The 14,578-nt window shown below is 66.5% G+C and carries 16 protein-coding genes; 11 read left to right on the forward strand and 5 right to left on the reverse strand.

Annotated features, from left to right (window positions below; genetic code table 11):
• Positions 1-25: 25 nt before the first annotated feature.
• Entirely contained in the window at positions 26-511 is a 486-nt protein-coding gene (locus tag QRN63_RS23550) for a murein hydrolase activator EnvC family protein (RefSeq protein WP_285033418.1), read from the reverse strand.
• Between the two features lie 288 nt (positions 512-799).
• Between QRN63_RS23550 and rpsB the strand changes: the two genes are divergently transcribed.
• Together rpsB and tsf are read left to right on the forward strand one after the other, a co-directional pair.
• Complete coding sequence (gene rpsB, locus QRN63_RS23555) at positions 800-1,621, forward strand: 30S ribosomal protein S2 (protein ID WP_267316976.1); 822 nt, start codon at positions 800-802, stop codon at positions 1,619-1,621.
• Between the two features lies 1 nt (position 1,622).
• Positions 1,623-2,438: a translation elongation factor Ts gene (gene tsf, locus QRN63_RS23560; RefSeq protein WP_285033419.1), complete on the forward strand. Its 816-nt coding sequence runs from the start codon at positions 1,623-1,625 to the stop codon at positions 2,436-2,438.
• 90 nt (positions 2,439-2,528) lie between these two features.
• On the opposite strand, the gene QRN63_RS23565 is transcribed toward tsf, so the two are convergent.
• Positions 2,529-2,813 carry an FmdB family zinc ribbon protein gene (locus QRN63_RS23565; RefSeq protein WP_285033420.1) on the reverse strand — a complete coding sequence of 95 codons (285 nt, stop codon included), beginning with the start codon at positions 2,811-2,813 and terminating at the stop codon, positions 2,529-2,531.
• 127 nt (positions 2,814-2,940) lie between these two features.
• Here QRN63_RS23565 and fmdA point away from each other — a divergent pair, with 127 nt between their 5' ends.
• The gene (fmdA, locus tag QRN63_RS23570; RefSeq protein WP_285033421.1) at positions 2,941-4,194 is read left to right on the forward strand and encodes a formamidase; all 1,254 of its coding nucleotides are present in this window, start codon (positions 2,941-2,943) and stop codon (positions 4,192-4,194) included.
• 64 nt (positions 4,195-4,258) lie between these two features.
• On the opposite strand, the gene QRN63_RS23575 is transcribed toward fmdA, so the two are convergent.
• Positions 4,259-4,717: a MarR family winged helix-turn-helix transcriptional regulator gene (locus tag QRN63_RS23575; protein WP_285033422.1), complete on the reverse strand. Its 459-nt coding sequence runs from the start codon at positions 4,715-4,717 to the stop codon at positions 4,259-4,261.
• 158 nt (positions 4,718-4,875) lie between these two features.
• Between QRN63_RS23575 and QRN63_RS23580 the strand changes: the two genes are divergently transcribed.
• Positions 4,876-5,970 carry a substrate-binding domain-containing protein gene (locus tag QRN63_RS23580; protein ID WP_267316981.1) on the forward strand — a complete coding sequence of 365 codons (1,095 nt, stop codon included), beginning with the start codon at positions 4,876-4,878 and terminating at the stop codon, positions 5,968-5,970.
• Between the two features lie 50 nt (positions 5,971-6,020).
• Here QRN63_RS23580 and QRN63_RS23585 read toward each other — a convergent pair whose 3' ends face one another.
• On the reverse strand, positions 6,021-7,754 hold the full coding sequence (locus tag QRN63_RS23585) for a purine-cytosine permease family protein (protein ID WP_267316982.1): 1,734 nt from the start codon (positions 7,752-7,754) through the stop codon (positions 6,021-6,023).
• A gap of 292 nt (positions 7,755-8,046) precedes the next feature.
• Between QRN63_RS23585 and QRN63_RS23590 the strand changes: the two genes are divergently transcribed.
• The 4 genes from QRN63_RS23590 to QRN63_RS23605 all read left to right on the forward strand — a co-directional run bounded on the left by QRN63_RS23590 (position 8,047) and on the right by QRN63_RS23605 (position 11,923).
• Positions 8,047-9,453, forward strand: a complete 1,407-nt coding sequence (locus QRN63_RS23590; protein ID WP_285033423.1) for an amidase — start codon at positions 8,047-8,049, stop codon at positions 9,451-9,453.
• A 223-nt stretch (positions 9,454-9,676) separates the two neighbouring features.
• Entirely contained in the window at positions 9,677-10,291 is a 615-nt protein-coding gene (locus QRN63_RS23595; RefSeq protein WP_323848881.1) for a hypothetical protein, read from the forward strand.
• Entirely contained in the window at positions 10,291-11,454 is a 1,164-nt protein-coding gene (locus tag QRN63_RS23600) for a glutathionylspermidine synthase family protein (RefSeq protein ID WP_285033425.1), read from the forward strand. Before QRN63_RS23595 ends, QRN63_RS23600 begins: the two co-directional genes overlap by 1 nt.
• A 19-nt stretch (positions 11,455-11,473) precedes the next feature.
• Complete coding sequence (locus tag QRN63_RS23605) at positions 11,474-11,923, forward strand: DUF350 domain-containing protein (protein WP_267316986.1); 450 nt, start codon at positions 11,474-11,476, stop codon at positions 11,921-11,923.
• A gap of 3 nt (positions 11,924-11,926) precedes the next feature.
• On the opposite strand, the gene QRN63_RS23610 is transcribed toward QRN63_RS23605, so the two are convergent.
• Positions 11,927-12,352, reverse strand: coding sequence for a MarR family winged helix-turn-helix transcriptional regulator (locus QRN63_RS23610; RefSeq protein WP_267316987.1), 426 nt, complete (start codon positions 12,350-12,352; stop codon positions 11,927-11,929).
• Positions 12,353-12,397: 45 nt separating this feature from the next.
• Between QRN63_RS23610 and QRN63_RS23615 the strand changes: the two genes are divergently transcribed.
• The 3 genes from QRN63_RS23615 to frr all read left to right on the forward strand — a co-directional run bounded on the left by QRN63_RS23615 (position 12,398) and on the right by frr (position 14,565).
• A complete protein-coding gene (locus QRN63_RS23615) occupies positions 12,398-13,087 on the forward strand; it encodes a class I SAM-dependent methyltransferase (RefSeq protein WP_267316988.1) in 690 nt (229 codons plus the stop codon).
• Between the two features lie 125 nt (positions 13,088-13,212).
• The gene (gene pyrH / locus QRN63_RS23620) at positions 13,213-13,968 is read left to right on the forward strand and encodes a UMP kinase (RefSeq protein ID WP_267316989.1); all 756 of its coding nucleotides are present in this window, start codon (positions 13,213-13,215) and stop codon (positions 13,966-13,968) included.
• 39 nt (positions 13,969-14,007) lie between these two features.
• Entirely contained in the window at positions 14,008-14,565 is a 558-nt protein-coding gene (gene frr, locus QRN63_RS23625; RefSeq protein ID WP_267316990.1) for a ribosome recycling factor, read from the forward strand.
• The last annotated feature ends 13 nt before the right edge of the window (positions 14,566-14,578 follow it).

The following is a 14,578-nucleotide window of genomic DNA, read 5'->3' on the forward strand; positions in this document are numbered from 1 at the left end:
CATTCACCTACACCTCCGCGAGCGGTCAAGGCGGCAGGGGTTTGAGGCGCACGGGGGTTTCGGCGAGGAGGCCGAGGGGGTCGACGTAGTCGGCATTGGACGCCGCACCCCACATCGCGCCAAAGTGCAGGCAACTGCCGCATCCCGGATGCCCGGCAACCAGCGTGCCGAGCGGCGATCCCGCGGTGACGGCGGCGCCGGGCCGGACCGCGGCACGAACGGGCTCGTAGCTGGACCGCAGCCCGCCCGGATGCGCCACCGATACGACCGGACGGCCCGCGAGCTCCCCGGCGAACACCACGGTGCCCGGGGCCGCGGCGTACACGGTCTGGCCGGGCGCGCCGGCGAGGTCGACGCCGCGATGCCCGCGCTGCCAGTTCGGCTGTGGCGCGTCGAACGCGCGCACGACGGCCGGCCGCGGGCGCAGCGGCCAGTCCAGCCGGTCGCCGTCGGCGTGCGCCACGCCGGCCGGCCAGACAGTGGCGAGCACCACAAGTAGGACGATTCGCATCAGCCCAGTTCAGCGCTCCGTCCGGGGCTTCGGCACCCCCGCAAACCCGATCTGTGGATAACCGGCGCACTGTGGACAAAAGCACCCTGGCAAGCGTGTAAACTTCCACCTGCAATCCGCATTCGTGGGTTGACTTCGCGCGCCTGCACAGCGGCTCGATCTCGGGTCGCCATCGCATGCCGGGCGGTCCCTCCTCGGGCAACCGAGTTGGGTCCGGCACGCAGCAGACGCCAGGGTCCGGGATCACCCGAAACCGGACGACAACCGATAACTAAGTGAGGCACCAACATGGCCGTAGTGACCATGAAGCAGCTGCTTGATAGCGGCGCACACTTCGGGCACCAGACCCGTCGCTGGAACCCCAAGATGAAGCGGTTCATCTTCACCGACCGCAACGGCATCTACATCATCGACCTGCAGCAGACGCTGACCTACATCGACAAGGCGTACGAATTCGTCAAGGAGACCGTTGCCCACGGTGGCACCGTGCTCTTCGTCGGTACCAAGAAGCAGGCGCAGGAGTCCATCGCTGACGAGGCCACCCGCGTCGGCATGCCCTTCGTGAACCAGCGCTGGCTGGGCGGCATGCTCACCAACTTCTCGACCGTTCACAAGCGCCTGCAGCGCCTGAAGGAACTCGAGTCGATGGAGCAGACCGGTGGCTTCGAGGGTCGCACCAAGAAGGAAATCCTCATGCTGACGCGTGAGAAGAACAAGCTCGAGCGCAGCCTCGGCGGTATCCGGGACATGCAGAAGGTTCCGTCGGCCATCTGGGTCGTCGACACCAACAAGGAGCACCTGGCCGTTTCCGAGGCCATCAAGCTCGGCATCCCGGTCATCGCGATCCTGGACACCAACTGCGATCCCGACCAGGTCAACTACCCGATCCCGGGTAACGACGACGCCATCCGCAGCGCCGCGCTGCTGACCAAGGTGATCGCCTCCGCGGTTGCCGAGGGTCTGCAGGCCCGCTCGGGCGCCAAGACCGAGGCCGAAGGCGCCGAGCCGCTCGCCGAGTGGGAGCAGGAACTGCTCGCCGGCGCCACGGCAGGAACCGAGACCGCGACTTCTGCGGAAGCCGCCACCGAAACCACCACCACAGAAAGCTGAGATGGCTAACTACACCGCTGCTGACGTAAAGCGACTGCGGGAGCTCACCGGCTCCGGCATGCTCGACTGCAAGAACGCACTGGTTGAGACCGAGGGTGACTTCGACAAGGCCGTCGAGGTCCTGCGCATCAAGGGTGCCAAGGACGTCGGTAAGCGCGCTGAGCGCGCCACCGCCGAGGGCCTGGTCGCCGCCAAGGACGGCGCCCTCATCGAGCTGAACTCCGAGACCGACTTCGTCGCCAAGAACGCCGAATTCCAGGCTCTCGCGGATCAGATCCTCACCGCTGCTGTCGCGGCCAAGGCCAACGACGTGGAGACCCTCAAGGCCGCCACGGTCGACGGCACCACCGTCGAGCAGCTGGTCGCGGACCTGTCCGCGAAGATCGGCGAGAAGCTGGAACTGCGCCGGGTCGCCTACTTCGACGGCACCGTGGAGACCTACCTGCACAAGCGCGCCGCGGACCTGCCGCCGGCCGTGGGCGTGCTGGTCGAGTACACCGGTGCTTCGGAAGAGGCCGCCCACGCGGTCGCGCTGCAGATCGCCGCGCTGAAGGCCAAGTACCTCACCCGTGAGGACGTCCCCGCCGACCTGGTCGCCAACGAGCGTCGCATCGCCGAGGAGACCGCCAAGGAAGAGGGCAAGCCCGAGGCCGCACTGCCGAAGATCGTCGAAGGCCGCGTCACCGGCTTCTACAAGGACGTCGTGCTGCTCGACCAGCCGTCGGTGTCCGACAACAAGAAGACCGTGAAGGCCCTGCTGGACGAGGCCGGCGTCACCGTGACCCGCTTCGTGCGGTTCGAGGTCGGCCAGCAGTAAAAACTTGGGCAGCACACCCGCTGCCCACTGACAAAACCCCGCGCACAAACCCGGCGATCCCGGAGTGCGCGGGGTTTTGCTTTTCTTCGGCTAGGGCCGGGGGAGTTTGCGGTGCAACGGATTTGTGGTCACCGGCACGCGCCGGCGACTCGCCGGCAGGCTGCGGACGACGTCCGGGCTGTCCGCCGTCGCACGGGTGGCGTCCTGCACCCGTATGCCCGGCGAGTTGCCGGCGCCCAGCGCGGGCGCGCCTATTCTGCGCCTGGCCTGGCCGCTGCAGCCGGGGCACGGGGTATCGGCGGGCGCGGTCGCCATCGAATGCTGTTCGGTGAAGTCCGGGCAACCCCGTCCACACCGGAATACGTAGGTAGGCACGACGACACCATAAGCCCTCTCCGGCAACGTCATCCGGATGTAACTTGCCCGATCCGCAGACGAGACACCTCCAATATTGAATACTTCCATTCGGAAGTAAGTGTTTTGTGTCGCTACGGAGGTCAAAGTGCCCGAACTGCTGTTCCCGCTGGATTCGACGAAGAAGTTCACCGACCAACAGCTGGTCGGCCACAACCGCTGGCACCCGGATATCCCGCCGGCCGTCACCGTCAAGCCGGGCGACAGCTTCCGGGCACACTGCCGGGAGTGGTTCGACGGTGCCATCCGCAACGACGATTCGGCCGAGGACATCCTCAATGCCCCGCTCAAGGGTGTGCACTGCCTGTCGGGGCCGTTCGCGATCGAGGGCGCCGAGCCGGGCGACCTGCTGATCGTCGACATTCTCGATGTCGGGCCGATTCCGCAGGAAGACTCGGGGCCGCTGGCAGGGCAGGGCTGGGGATACACCGGCATCTTCGCCAAGCAGAACGGTGGCGGGTTCCTCACCGACCAGTTCCCCGATGCCTACAAGGCGATCTGGGACTTCTCCGGTCAGAAGGCCACCTCACGCCACGTGCCCAGGGTGAAGTACACCGGGATCGTGCATCCGGGCCTCATGGGTACCGCGCCGTCGGCGGCCCTGCTGGCCAAATGGAATGCCCGCGAGGGCGCGTTGATCGCCACCGATCCCGACCGCGTGCCGCCACTGGCCTTGCCACCCGAACCTCAGGACGCGATTCTCGGTTCATTGAGCGGTGACGCCTTCACCAAGGCTGCCGCGGAAGCAGCCCGCACCGCGCCGCCCCGCGAGAACGGCGGAAACCAGGACATCAAGAACCTCACCAAGGGCAGCCGGGTGTTCTATCCGGTGTTCGTCCCCGGTGCGAACCTGTCGTTCGGCGACCTGCACTTCTCGCAGGGCGACGGCGAGATCACGTTCTGCGGGGCCATCGAGATGGGCGGGTTCATGGACCTGCACGTCGATCTGATCAAGGGCGGCATGGAGACCTACGGCGTGCACGAGAACGCGATATTCATGCCCGGCAACACCGACCCGCAGTACTCGGAGTGGCTGGCCTTCTCCGGCACATCGGTGACACTCGACGGTGAGCAGAAGTACCTCGACTCGGATCTGGCCTACCAGCGCGCATGTCTGCACGCCATCGACTACCTGACGAAGTTCGGCTACAGCCCCGAGCAGGCCTACCTGCTGCTCGGGTCCGCCCCGATCGAAGGTCGGCTCTCCGGAGTGGTGGACATCCCGAATTCCTGTGCGACGGTGTACATCCCGACGGCGATCTTCGACTTCCCGGTGGCGCCGTCGGCATCCGGGCCGTACCAGATCGATCCCGGAATGGGCGCGCCCCACGCCAGTTTCTGATCCCGCAGCCGGCAGCCAGTTCCCCGATTTCCTTGGGGGACTGGCTGTTTGGCGGGTGTCGTGGTCAGCCGTGGAGATCTGCCGGAGAGCCCGGCTGCTGCAGCGTGCTCAGCAGTTCGGCCAGTGCCTCCGGCTGCAGTGACGTCGACGTGCACAGCGCGGCCAGCTGCTCGGACTTGCCCAGCCGCTCGCGGATCTGGCGGTACAGCGAGCCGCCGCGTCGGGTCTGGTAGACCAGCACCCGGCGGCGATCGACGACATCGGCCTTGCGCAGCACCAGATTGTCGTCGACCATCCCGTCGACGAGCCGGGTCAGACTCGGCCCGGGCAGCAGCGTCACCTCGGCCAGCGCCGTCATCGGTTTTCCGGCGCCGCCTTCGAGCGCGGCCAGCACATGCCATTGGCGCACCGTCAACCCGGCCAGGTGATCGGTCACGACGCGGTCGAGTTCGAACGCGACCGACTTCACCAATCGAGCGAGCTCCTCGATGGTGTCGGCACGGGCGCCGGGCTTCATATCCATGGTGGCGCCCAGCCTACCGTGGCGGGACCTGTCGTCTCGCCGTGAAACAGCGCTGATCGGCAGGTATCTTCAAATTGAATTCTGGTCACCCGGGCGGCGGACGTCGTGGTCGTCGCGACCGGTGTGGCATGGCTGGGCCGGTGTCCCAAGGTGAGGTGATGGTGAACCCGAAACCTGCGACGACTCCCGCGCGCCCCGACCGTGATGTGGTCGACATTGCGCTCGTGGTGCCGTTGAGCGGGCCCGCCGGCATGTTCGGACCCTCCTGCGAGGCGAGCGCCGAACTCGCCGCCGAGGACATCAACGCCGCCGGCGGCATACTGGACCGGCCGGTCCGGATTCATCCGGTCGACGCCGGGGCGCCGTTGAGCGATCTGGCGGACGAGCTGGGCCGCCTGGTCGCCCAGCAGCGGATTGACGCGGTGGTGGGCTGGCACCTGTCCAATGCCCGGCGTGTCATCACGCCGCAGACGGCCGGGCGGGTGCCCTACGTGTACACCACGTTCTACGAGGGCGGCGAGAGCACCGACGGCGTCTACATGGTGGGGGAAACGCCAGAGCAGCAACTGTTTCCGGCGTTGACGTGGTTGCGCGAGCACCTGGGGCTCAAGCGCTGGTGCATCGTCGGCAACGACTACATCTGGCCGCGGCAGACCGCCAGGGTGACCAAGGAATACATGTGGCGATCGGGCCTCGAATTCGTCGGTGAGGCCTTCGTGCCGCTGGGCGGACGAGATTTCCGGCCCATGCTCGACGTCATCGCCAGCTCGGAGGCCGACGGGGTGCTGGTGTTGATGGTGGGTGCGGACAACGCGGCGTTCAATCGCGCGTTCGCCCGTGCCGGCCTGGACCAGAGTGTCGTGCGCCTGTCGTTGATGATCGGTGAGGATGTGTTGTGCGCCAGCGGAAGTGGGGCGACCACCGGCCTGTACACCGCCTGCGGCTACTTCGAGAGCCTGCCCACCGAGGTGAACATGGGATTCGGCTCGCACTATCAGCAACGGTTCGGTAGCGCGGCCCCGGCGCTCAACAACATCGGTGAATCCTGTTACGAGGGACTGCTGTTGCTCACTGCGCTGGCGCAGACGGCCCGCAGCCTGGAGGTGGCCGCGATCGACCGGGCGCGTGCCAATGTCGCCTATCAGGGGCCGCGCGGTGAGGTCGTCATGCGTGGTGCTCATACTCGTCAACCGGTGTACCTCGCCAGCGCCGACCAACTCGAATTCGATGTGATTGCCGAGCTGACGCCCTGACCGACAGCCATGGCCCCGCCCGATGATCTGGACGAGGCCACGGCGGTTCGTCAGCTCGACTGCGGTGTCGTCGCGGTTTTCAGGAGCTCCGTGCTGGTGGCGTCGGTGTAACCGTCCTTCTTGCACATGTCATGGCAGTCCTTCGTCAGGGTGCAGGTCAACGAGGACACGGTGCCGTGATGAAAGGGGCAGTCGTGCACCATGTCCGGCAGTTCGTACCGCTTCTGGTCGACGACGTCGAGCAGCGTCTGGCCTGCCCACAGCGGCTCCTTCTCGATCTCCTCACGAATCGGATTGCGGCGGGCCAGGTAGTACTTGCCCTTGGTCGCGATACAGATCACCGGGGAGAGGACGAACGCCAGCGTCAGCGCGAGATAGGGCGACCAGGCCGCGAGAAAATCACCGAAAGCGTGATAGAAGGCCAGGATCGAGAACACCGAACCCACCAGCATCGAGACGAATCCGACCGGATTGATGCTGTAGAGGTAGGCCCGCTTGAACTCGACGTAGGACGGACTGAGCTTCAGCAGTGGCTTGTTGATCACCAGGTCGGCAACGATCGCGCCGACCCACGCGATCGCGACGTTGGAGTAGAACCCCAGGATGGTGTTGAGCACCGCGAACATGTCGCTGAGCATCAGCGCCAGCGCGATGGCGATGTGCAGACCGAGGTACACCACGCGTCCCGGGTGCACGTGCAGGATGCGGCTGAAGAAGTTCGACCAGGACAACGATCCCGAATAGGCGTTTGTCACATTGATTTTCACCTGGGAAAGCAACACCATCAGCGTTGCCAGAGCGAGCGCGGCGACGTCGTTGTGGATGACCGAACCGAAACCGCCGAGGAACTGCTCGATGGGTTCGGTAGCGGCGGCGAATCCGACCTTGCCCGCGACGTAGAAGGCCAGGAAGGCGCCGCAAATCTGTTTGGCCGCACCGAGGATCACCCAGCCGGGCCCCGCGGCGAGTACCGCACCCCACCAGCGCAGTGGCGGTGTCTCGGACTTCTCGGGCATGAAGCGCAGATAGTCGACCTGTTCACCGATCTGGGCGATGAGTGACAGTGCCACGCCCGCACCCGCACCGACCCCGATGGCCGTCACCTGTTCGCTGCCACCGTTGCCCGCCCAGCTCAGGAAACCGTGGAAGCCCGCGGGATCCGCGGTCGCGATGAACGCGATCGGCGCGACGAACAGGATCAGCCACAACGGCTGGGTCCAGACCTGGAATTTGGCCAGCGCCGTCATGCCGTAGAGCACGAGCGGAATGATGATCAGCGAGCCGATGATGTAGCCCAGTGCCAGCGGAAGACCGAATGCCAATTTCATCGCCTGCGCCATGATGGCGCCTTCGAGCGCGAAGAAGATGAAACAGAAGCTGGCGTAGATCAGGCTGGTCAGGGTCGAGCCGAAGTATCCGAAACCCGCTCCGCGAGTGAGCAGATCCATGTCGATGTTGTACTTGGCGGCGTAGTAGGCGATCGGGATGCCGGTGAGAAAGATGGTGACCGCGGCGACGAGGATGGCGACGACCGCGTTGGCCGCGCCGTGGGTGACGGCGATCGAGGCGCCGATCGAGTAGTCGGCGAGGTATGCGATTCCACCCAACGCGGCCACGGCGCATGCCATCGGTGACCATTTGCGAAAAGACTTGGGCGCGTAGCGAAGTGAGAAGTCCTCGATGGTGTCCTGGTTGGCCCAGGTGACAAAACGGGACCACGGGCCGACGCGTGCCGCGGCCAGCGGTTGGCCGTGCACTTCCTCTAGTGATTGCTCGGTAGTCATGTACGCGTTTCCTGTCGAATCCGTCGTAATCGCCAGTGATGCAATGCATCAGGAAGGCAGGCAGGTCGGATGCGGGCGCCGATGACCGGACCGGTGCGACCTGCAGCAGCCGGGTCGAACGGAAATTAGCACCAGTTACTTCCATATGGCAGTAGTCCAAATGGAACGTTACGGCCGGGAAACTACCTGTTTACACTGCGCATTCGCGCGCGCCTGAAGTCGGTGTCCGGGCTCACAATGCGAAATCTGGGGGTAAGGCGAGCTGGCGGTACTGCTTGGTACCGTGGGTGCCATGACACGCATCAGCACTTTCGGTGACGACGCCCTCGGCGACCTGGACGCGGTCGGTGTCGCCGACGCGATCCGCCGTGGCGAGGTGTCGGCGGCCGAGGCGGTGCAGGCGGCGATCGCCCGTACCGAGAAGGCGCAGCCCGAACTGAACGGCATGGCGTACGAGGCCTTCGACCAGGCGCTCGAAAAAGCGAGGGCGCCAAGACCGTTCGGCGGATTCTTCGACGGGGTGCCGACGTTCATCAAGGACAACGTCGCGGTCGGCGGCTGGCCGACCATGCAGGGCGCCGATGCCTGGGTGCCCAGGCCGGTGTCGGCCGACGGGGAGTGGGCGCGGCTGTACCTGTCGACGGGGCTGGTGGCGCTCGGCAAGACGCAGCTGTCGGAGTTCGGTTTCAGCGCCGCTGCCGAGCATCCGCGGCTGGGCCCGGTGCGCAACCCGTGGGACACCATGGTGACCGCGGGGGCGTCGTCGTCCGGGTCGGGCGCCTTCGTCGCGGCCGGCGTGGTACCCATCGCACACGCGAACGACGGTGGCGGTTCCATCCGAATCCCGGCCTCCTGCAACGGATTGGTCGGCCTCAAGCCCACCCGCGGCCGGTTGCCGCTGGACCGCGAGACCCGGATGCCGCTGCAGATCGTCGCCAACGGCGTCCTCACCCGCAGTGTCCGGGACACCGCGGCGTTCTACCGCGAAGCCGAGCGCGTCTACCGCAACCCGAAACTGCCGACGATCGGCGACGTCACCGCGCCCGGACGGCGCCGGCTGCGCATCGCGGTGTGTACCAGCTCGATCGGGCGGGACGCGAGCCCGGAAATCCGGGAGCTGACCATGCAGACCGCGGCCCGGCTCGAGGAGCTCGGCCATCGCGTCACCGAGATCGGCAACCCGGCACCGGAGCGGTTCCGCGACGACTTCCTGCTCTACTGGTCCTTCCTGGCCTTCGCGCTGGTGCGTTCCGGTAAGCGCACCTTCGGGCCCAGCTTCGATCGCGCCAAGTTGGACAACCTGACGCTGGGGCTGGAAGCGAAGGCGGCCCGCAATCTGCACCGAGTGCCTGGCGCCATCGCCCGGTTGGCCGCGTCGCGGCGCATTCCGGCACGCCTGGCCCGCGACTACGACGTGGTGCTCACCCCGACCCTCAGCGAGGTCACCCCGCCGATCGGGCACCTGGACCCGACCGCCGACTACGACCAGGTCATGTCGCGGCTGATCGACTGGGTCGGCTTCACACCTCTGCAGAACGCCAGTGGAGCACCGGCGGTTTCGCTGCCGCTGGCCCAGTCCGCCGCCGGACTGCCCGTCGGCATGATGTTCGGCGCGGCGGCGGGGCAGGAGGCGACGCTGCTGGAGCTGGCCTTCGAACTCGAGCGGGAGATCGGCTGGCCGTCGCTCGCGGCGCGTTGACGCTGCCCGGAGGGCTGCGGCCAGTCGAACTTCTGCACCGCGGAAGCAGCGGCAACGGCCGCTTTGTCAGGCAGCCAGCCTTATGCTGTCTCACAGGTTGCGTCAATTGGGGGTGTGCATGACTGTCGGGCCCGAGAACGGGGCTGAAAGGCAGCCGTGGAAGAAGGCCGCGCAGGGTAGCGGGCCGGAGCCTGCGCCCGGGTCCGAGCCGAGCCCGCCGCCGGTGCCGCCGGCGACCCCCGCGCCCAATCCCACCCCGGAATCTCAGCAGTTCCAGCCGAGTCCGCCACCGGAAGAGCCGCAGGGTTCCGTCCGCTGGCAGGACCCGGCCACGGCCAAGCCGCGGCAGCCGACCCTCGGTGAGGCGCGGGCCCGGGACAAGGCGCAGAAGGCGCGCGAAGCCGAAGAAGAGATCGAGCGCGTGAAGGCCGAGAAGGCCCGCAAGCGCGCGGCCACCGGCAAGAAGGTGCTCATCGGCTCGGCGGTCGGCGTCGGTGTGGTCGCCGTCGTCGCCGCCGGCTATGCGATCTTCCACCGCGACGATCAGATCAGCGCTTCCTGCGTCAAGGACGGCTCCAACGAAGTGGTACCGGACAGTTACTGCAGCAGCGGCACCAATTACGGCGGCGGCAGCACGTTCCTGTACATGGGATCGCCGTACCGCTACTACTACGGCGGCTCCAACTCCGGTGTCGGCAGCATCGCGCACGGTGGCACCCTGACTCTGCCGAAAGGCACTACGGCGACAACGAAATCCGGCACCTCGATCTCCAAGTCGGGGTCGTCGGTGTCGCGCGGCGGCTTCGGTTCGTCGAGCCACGGAAGCTCCGGAAGCTGATGCGGCGCGAACGTCACGCCCCGCGGCCGGGGTGGCAACAGATCGTTGCCAGTCAGGGCATGTGCTTCGACACCCCTGCCACCGATGCGCACGGCAATGACCGCCCATATTGGGACGAGTCGGTGCATTACGTGTTCGACATGGACGAGGTGCTCTCGATCGAGGCGTCGGTCGAGGTGCTCCACTCGATGTGCCTGGAAGCCGTCGAGAACATCGTGCTGACCGAGCGCTACCGGGACTTCGGGCTCCCGGAGTGGAGCTGGCCGCACATCGAAAAGTCTTGGCGCCGTAGCGATCCGCACCTCTACGGCCGTTTCGACCTGCGCTACGACGGCCGCCGGCCCCCGGTGCTGCTGGAGTACAACGCCGACACCCCGACGTCACTGCTGGAAGCCGCGATCCTGCAGTGGTACTGGAAGACCGACGTCTTTCCTGCCGACGACCAGTGGAACTCGCTGCACGAGAAGCTGGTGGAACGGTGGAAGGAAATCCGGGATCGGTTGCCGGGCAACGAAACCCACTTCACGTGGTCGTCGGCGGACACCAGCGGCGAGGACAACGTCACGCTGGCCTACCTGCAGGAGTGCGCCGCCGAGGCCGGACTGCACACCGTGGGCCTGGCCATCGAGCAACTGGGCTGGGACCGGGACCTGAATCGGTTCGTCGATCTCGAAGACGCCCCGATCTCGACGCTGTTCAAGCTCTACCCGTGGGAATGGGTGCTGGACGACGAGTTCGGCAAGTACGCAGCCGAATCCCTGCCGGAGACCATGTGGATCGAGCCGCTGTGGAAATCGCTGCTGAGCAACAAGGCCATCCTGGCGGTGCTGTGGGAGATGTACCCGGGGCACCCGAACCTGCTTCCGGCATACATCGACGATCCGCACGAGCTCACCGAATACGTCCGTAAGCCGAAGCTCGGCCGTGAGGGGGCGAATGTGACGATCGTCGGTGCGGGGTTCGAGACGCAGACCGGCGGCGTATACGGCGAAGAGGGTTACGTCTACCAGTTGCTCGACCCGCTACCGCAATTCGACGACATGCGTCCCGCGCTGGGTGCCTGGATCGTCGGCGACGAATCGGCCGGACTCGGAATCCGCGAGACCTCGGGTCTGGTCACCGACAACGGCGCAGCCTTTGTGCCCCATCGCATCCCGCAGTGACCGGAAGGAAACGAACTTCATGACCCTCACCGCTCTCGGTAACGACTACTGGTCCATCGTCGGGCACGGCGCGTCGGCCATTGCGCTGTACGCCATCGTCGGCGGCGCGCTGATGATCCTCGGCTTCTTCGTGATCGACTGGACGACGCCGGGACCACTGCGCGAACTGGTCCGTTCGGGCCGGCCCAACGCCGCGGCGGTGGCCGCCTCCGGTGTGGTGTCCATGGCCTTCATCGTGGTGCTCGCCATCTACAGCGCTTCGGGTGACCTGGCGGCAGGTCTGATCAAGACGCTGGTCTTCGGCCTGGTCGGCATTGCCGCACAGGCGCTTTCGGTGCGCCTCATCGGCGCCGTCAAGGGCCTGGACATCGGCGAGATGCTCCACGAGGAGAAGTTCTCGCCGGTCGTGCTCGACGTCGCGGCCTCGTACCTGGCGTTCGGCCTGATCGTCGCTGCCGCGATTCTCTGACCGCTATTCGGGCGGCACCAGGTTCGTCAGCGTCTCGCGGAACTGTCGGCGCTGGGCGGGGCTCAGGTCGGCCAGCAGGGCGTCCTCGGCGGCGCGGATTCCGGCGACCGTCTTGCTCAGCAGGGTGCGGCCGGACCGGGTCAGTTCGGTGGGCCGGGACCGCCCGGCCGCGACCGTCGACGGCCGGGTGATGAGCTCGCGGTCCTGCAGCGCGCGCACCACGATGTTCATCGCCTGGGGCGATACCCCGACGAACCGCGCCATCTCGGCGTTGGACATGCCGGGGCGGTTGTCGACCATTCGCAGGCAGACGAACTGCGGGAACGTCAGGCTCAGTGGATCAAGAACATTGGCGGTGATCTCGGCGCGCAGAGCAGTGGCGACCCGGTTGAGCAGATAGCCCAGGGGAGCGTCTTCACCTTCGAACATGTCAATTATATTGACATATATCAACCTCGTTGATAGACCGGAGGTATGACCAGACCCACTGATGAGATGTTCGAAAGCGCGTACCGCGGCGAGGCTCCCGAGATGGGTGCCCGGCCGCCGTGGAGCATCGGACGGCCGCAGCCCGAGATCGCCGCGCTGATCGACGCCGGCAAAGTGCACGGCGAGGTCCTCGATGCCGGTTGCGGCGAGGCCGCCACCGCGATCTACCTGGCCGAGCACGGCTTCACCACCGTGGGTCTGGACCAGTCGGCCACCGCCATCGAGCTGGCCCGGGCCGAGGCCGCCCGGCGCGGCGCGCACAACGCCAGTTTCGAGGTCGCCGACATCAGCGACTTCACCGGATACGACGGCCGCTTCGGCACCATCATCGACAGCACGCTCTTCCACTCCATGCCCGTCGAACTCCGGGACGGCTACCAGCGCTCGATCGTGCGGGCCGCCGCGCCCGGCGCCACCTACATCGTTCTCGTCTTCGACCGCGGCGGCATGCCTGCCGGTCCGGCAAACCCGGTGACCGAGGATGAGCTCCGGGACGTCGTCGGCAGGTACTGGGTGATCGACGACATCTCCCCGGCCCGCATCCACGGCAACATGCCCGCGGGCTTCGGGGCCGCCGGAGCGCCCGGTACGGGATTCGCGGACGTCGACGTCAGGGACGAGCCCAGCGGACTCAAGTCGGTTCGCGCGTGGTTGTTGCAGGCGCACCTGGGGTAGTCCGCCGGGTAACCGGCTTCCACGGGGTTCCACCCTCCTTGCCTCCGGCTCGATCGCCATGAGGCAGGATGGAGCCGCTGCCGATCGCCGGGGCAGCTGTGACGTGTGGGGACCGAAGGAGTCTGATGGCCAGCCCAGACAACGAGGCAGACAGCGGTGGTCAGGGTTTGATCCGGCCGGCATACAAGCGGGTGCTGCTCAAGCTCGGTGGTGAGATGTTCGGCGGCGGTGCGGTGGGTCTGGACCCCGACGTCGTCGCTCTGGTCGCCCGGCAGATCGCCGAGGTGGTGCGCGCCGGTGCTCAGGTCGCGGTCGTCATCGGTGGCGGCAACTTCTTCCGCGGCGCGCAGCTCCAGCAGCGCGGCATGGAGCGGACCCGCAGTGACTACATGGGCATGCTCGGCACTGTGATGAACAGCCTTGCGCTGCAGGACTTCCTGCAGAAAGAAGGCATCGACACCCGCGTGCAGACCGCCATCACCATGGGACAGGTCGCCGAGCCGTACATCCCGCTGCGGGCGCGCCGGCACCTGGAGAAGGGCCGCGTGGTCATCTTCGGCGCCGGCATGGGCCTGCCGTACTTCTCCACCGATACCACCGCCGCGCAGCGCGCGCTGGAGATCGGCGCCGAGGTGGTCCTGATGGCCAAGGCCGTCGACGGCGTGTTCACCGCGGACCCGCGTGAGGTGCCCGACGCCCAGATGATCACCGCCATCACCCATCGCGAGGTGTTGGAACGCGACTTGAAGGTCGCCGATGCCACCGCGTTCAGCCTGTGCATGGACAATGGCATGCCGATGCTGGTCTTCAATTTGCTGACCGAAGGCAATATCGCGCGCGCCGTCGCGGGTGAGAAGATCGGAACGCTGGTCTCCAGCTAGAGCTGGGGCGGGGCGAGCGGGACTGACGGGAGAAATGAAGTGATCGAGGAAACCCTCTTCGATGCCGAAGAGAAGATGGACAAGGCCGTCGCGGTGGCCCGCGACGACCTCGGGTCGATCCGCACCGGACGGGCCAACCCGGGCATGTTCAACCGGATCAACATCGAGTACTACGGCTCGATGACGCCCATCACCCAGCTGGCGAGCATCAACGTGCCGGAGGCGCGCCTGGTCGTCATCAAGCCCTACGAGGCGGGCCAGCTCAAGGCCATCGAGGACTCCATCCGGAACTCGGACCTCGGCGTCAACCCGAGCAACGACGGCAGCGTCATCCGCATCTCCATCCCGCAGCTGACCGAGGAACGCCGCAAGGAACTGGTCAAGCAGGCCAAGGGCAAGGGCGAGGACGCCAAGGTGTCGGTGCGCAACATCCGGCGCAAGGCGATGGACGAGCTGTCGCGGATCAAGAAGGACGGCGAGGCCGGCGAGGACGAGGTCGCGCGCGCCGAGAAGGATCTGGACAAGACCACCGCCACTTACACGGCCCAGATCGACGATCTCGTCAAGCACAAGGAAGGCGAGCTGCTGGAGGTCTAGCACCTCCCAGCAG

The organism is Mycolicibacterium sp. lyk4-40-TYG-92 (assembly GCF_030209435.1).
Classification (GTDB): Bacteria; Actinomycetota; Actinomycetes; order Mycobacteriales; family Mycobacteriaceae; genus Mycobacterium.

Coding starts and splice junctions, on each gene's coding strand:
- QRN63_RS23600 (WP_285033425.1), top strand. CDS start 10,291: ATGCGGCGCGAACGTCACGCCCCGCGGCCGGGGTGGCAACAGATCGTT.
- QRN63_RS23580 (WP_267316981.1), top strand. CDS start 4,876: ATGGTGAACCCGAAACCTGCGACGACTCCCGCGCGCCCCGACCGTGAT.
- QRN63_RS23615 (WP_267316988.1), top strand. CDS start 12,398: ATGACCAGACCCACTGATGAGATGTTCGAAAGCGCGTACCGCGGCGAG.
- tsf (WP_285033419.1), top strand. CDS start 1,623: ATGGCTAACTACACCGCTGCTGACGTAAAGCGACTGCGGGAGCTCACC.
- QRN63_RS23590 (WP_285033423.1), top strand. CDS start 8,047: ATGACACGCATCAGCACTTTCGGTGACGACGCCCTCGGCGACCTGGAC.
- QRN63_RS23585 (WP_267316982.1), bottom strand. CDS start 7,754: ATGACTACCGAGCAATCACTAGAGGAAGTGCACGGCCAACCGCTGGCC.
- QRN63_RS23605 (WP_267316986.1), top strand. CDS start 11,474: ATGACCCTCACCGCTCTCGGTAACGACTACTGGTCCATCGTCGGGCAC.
- QRN63_RS23610 (WP_267316987.1), bottom strand. CDS start 12,352: ATGTTCGAAGGTGAAGACGCTCCCCTGGGCTATCTGCTCAACCGGGTC.
- rpsB (WP_267316976.1), top strand. CDS start 800: ATGGCCGTAGTGACCATGAAGCAGCTGCTTGATAGCGGCGCACACTTC.
- QRN63_RS23575 (WP_285033422.1), bottom strand. CDS start 4,717: ATGGATATGAAGCCCGGCGCCCGTGCCGACACCATCGAGGAGCTCGCT.
- pyrH (WP_267316989.1), top strand. CDS start 13,213: ATGGCCAGCCCAGACAACGAGGCAGACAGCGGTGGTCAGGGTTTGATC.
- QRN63_RS23550 (WP_285033418.1), bottom strand. CDS start 511: ATGCGAATCGTCCTACTTGTGGTGCTCGCCACTGTCTGGCCGGCCGGC.